We start from the raw sequence: 3,244 nt of genomic DNA, 5'->3' as shown, positions 1-3,244 counted from the left end.
TGGCCGGTGGCGCTGCCGACCGATACTTCGCCCACCGAGGCCTGGCCCGTGAGGCGGCCGCTGCCGTCGACGTAGTTGGCGAGTGCGCCAACCGTCGTGCGCGAACCGGCACCAAGCGCAACGGAGTTGGCGAACGAGGCATTGGCGGCCGCACCCAGCGCCAGCGCGTTCGGCGTCGCCGCCGCCACCTGGCTGTTGCTGCCCAGTGCGATGGAATTGTCACTGCCGGTGCCAGTCGTGCTGCCGGCTACGCGTGCGTTCGGCCCCAGTGCCATTGCATTGGCGGCGTAGAGCACCTGGGCGTTGTAGCCCAGCGCGACCGAATTGCCCGCCTTCAGCGTGCTGAAGTCGAACGAGTCCGGGCGGAAACCGGGCTTGAGCGCATCGCCGCCGCTACCGGGCTTGAGCACCGGCGCAAGATCCACCACCGAAGCCTTGCTGCCGAGGGCGACGCTCTGCAGCCCGCCGGCGTAGGACGTGTTGCCGTAGGCCGATGCATTCTCCGATGCGACCGCGGCCGAGCCGACGACGGTGCCGTTGGCGGTGAACAGGTACTCCTGGTTGACCGTCGCCGGAGCGCCGACGTACGGCAGGAAGCCGGTGGACGCACGCTGCCCAATGACCACGTTGTTGCTGCCTGGCGCAACGGAGCTGTAGCCGATCGCGATCGACTTGTCGCCGACACCCGGCTCGATCCGCGCGTTGTAGTGGTAGCCGGCCCAGTTGCCGATTGCGATCGAGTTGTCGCTGTAAGCGTAGGAGTTGGCGCCCAGTGCAACCGAGTTGCCGCCGGTCGCGCGAGCCCACATGCCGATCGCAACCGGTGCATACGTTTCGACCGGGGTGAGGCTCTTGGCGATATTGGTGTTGGCGTACAGCGGGAGGTAGTCGGAGGTGGTGGCCAGCGGGCCAATGGCCACCCCCATGTCGGCTTCCGAGCGCGCGTTGGCGCCGATTGCGGTGGCGCCGACGTGCGACGCCAACGACTGGCTGCCCAGGGCGATGGTGCTGGAGCCGGAGGCCACGGCGTTGGTGCCGAGCGACATGGCACTGGCCGCGCTGGCCACCGCTCCCGCGCCGGCGGCCATCGCATCGTCGCCGCTGCTGATGCTGCTGCCCAGCGCAAGCGAACCCGCGCCACTGGCCGTGCTGCCCGCGCCGAATGCCGAACTGGCGTTGCCGGAGGCGTTGGCGTTGCTACCGATCGCCGTGCTGTCGTCGCCCTCGGCGATCGAGCCGTAGCCGTAGACACTGGAATTGGCGCCCGCCGCAGAGGCGTTGAAGCCGCTGGCGGTGCTGTTCTCGCCCAGCGCGAAGGTGCCGGTGCCGAGGGCGACGCTGTTGATGCCGCCAGCCCAGCTGTAGGCACCGAACGCGGCGGCGTTGTCGGCATCGGCCATCGCGTACGCGCCGACGGCGGTGGTTTCATCGCCCGTGGCTTCTGCAGAGGTGCCGATGGCGGTAGCGCGTGCGCCACTGGCAAGTGCGTTGACGCCGCAGGTCACGGCATCGGGATCGGTGGCGGCGCCCACCGGATTGCCCGACGAATCGACGCAGAACGATTGCGCACCGGCGATCGCGGGCACCAGGCCCAGTGCAAGGACGATGGCGTGCGCCAGGCGCGCGGGACGCGGACGGCGGGCATCGGAAAGCAGGTTCATGGAATTCTCCAGCGACGGGACCAGGCCGCGTCGGTTCGGTTCGGTTCGGTTGCATGGTGGTTTTGGCAGGCATGCGTCGCGGTTCCCCCAGAACGCATGCTTTCAGCCTATGCAGGGCAAATCCGCGTGGATTTGACTGCCGATACCAACGTTTGTCCGCGCGTACCAGGCGCACGCATGAACGGGGAGTGGCGTGATGCGGCCAGAAATTGCACGGCGCCTGGTGAGCGGACGCCGTGCGATCACACAGCTGCTTACCAGCCGAAGCCGACGCCCGCGCCCACCGATGTGTCGTCACTGCTTGCGGCACCTCCCACGGTCACCGTGGCGCGGTCCGACAGGGCACGCTGGTAGCCGATCGACACCGCGCTGGCACCGTTCTGGAAACCGACGCCAACGCCGACGCGGTTCTGCGTGCGGATACCGGCGGCGCTGGTGGCCATGTTCAACATGGCGGCGCTCATCGCACCCTGCTGGTCGATGCGGTGGTCCTGCTGGTCCAGGCGCTCATCGACGCGGCTGCGCAGCAGGTTGAAGTCATCGTCGAACGCCTGCAGTCGCGAGTCGGTGTAGGCGTTGGCCTGGGTCAGCGTCTGCGTATTGAGGTTGCGCACCTGCGCCACGTTGGCCGCGTCGGTATCGGCGGTCCCGGCGGCGACGTTCGCGATCTGGCGCTCGCCACCGGCCGTGCCGACCGAAACCGTGTTGGCACGGTCGGCGACCGAACCCTGTCCGAGCGCGACCGCGCCGGTTGCGGTTGCATCGACCACCGCGCCCTGGCCCACCGCCGTACCGCTGGCCGCCTGTACCGATGCGCTCTCGCCGACAGCCACTGCATTGGTTGCCACCGCAGCGACAGTCGCGTTGGCGCCCACTGCGGTGCTGCCGTCTGCTTCGACGCGGGCGTTGCCACCCAGCGCGGTGTCGTTCGGGCCGGCAGCGAAAGCGCTGTTGCCGATCGCGATGCCGTTGGCGCCCTGCGCGCTGGCCGACGAACCCATCGCCACCGCCTTGCTGCCGGCCGCTGCCGACGCCTTGTCGCTGCCATCGCCATTGCCATCCACCGAGATCAGGTCGATCTGTTCGGCCGCGCCGCTCAGGCGATCGATATCGCTTTCGACATTGTCCAGGCGACCGTCGACACCATCGATGCGGGCATTCGTGTCAGTCAGCCCCTGCTCGACGCCGTCAACGCGGCCGTTGGTGTCTGCAAGACCCTGTTCGACCGCGTCGACGCGCACGCCGGTATCGCTGACGCCCTGCGCGATCTGGTCGACGCGATCCTGCACGCCGTCGATGCGTGCACCGGCATCGACCAGACCCTGGGCGAGGTTGTCGACGCGCGTGCCGACGGTCGCCAGCCCCTGCCCCAGTTCCGTCGTGGCGGCGTTGAGCTGGTTGACGTTGACCGCATCGGTGCCGTTCTTGCCCGCCGCGACGTTCGTCACCTGCCGCTGGCCGGTGGCGCTGCCGACCGATACTTCGCCCACCGAGGCCTGGCCCGTGAGGCGGCCGCTGCCGTCGACGTAGTTGGCGAGTGCGCCAACCGTCGTGCGCGAACCGGCACCAAGCGCAACGGAGTT

At 68.8% G+C, this 3,244-nt stretch carries 1 protein-coding gene and 1 pseudogene; both read right to left on the bottom strand.

Going from position 1 to position 3,244, the window contains the following annotated elements; translation table 11 throughout:
* Positions 1 to 1,661, bottom strand: a pseudogene (locus tag AB4Y64_RS17555) (hypothetical protein); the annotation flags it as partial.
* A gap of 254 nt (positions 1,662 to 1,915) precedes the next feature.
* Positions 1,916 to 3,244 (bottom strand): YadA family autotransporter adhesin (locus AB4Y64_RS17550; protein WP_441817733.1); only part of this gene is annotated, 1,329 nt, incomplete at its 5' end.

The sequence above is a fragment of the Lysobacter sp. TAF61 genome (genome assembly GCF_052113485.1).
Classification (GTDB): Bacteria; Pseudomonadota; Gammaproteobacteria; order Xanthomonadales; family Xanthomonadaceae; genus Lysobacter_J.
The sequence above is the reverse complement of the archived record's forward strand: the minus strand, read 5'-3'. Positions and strand labels throughout refer to the sequence as shown.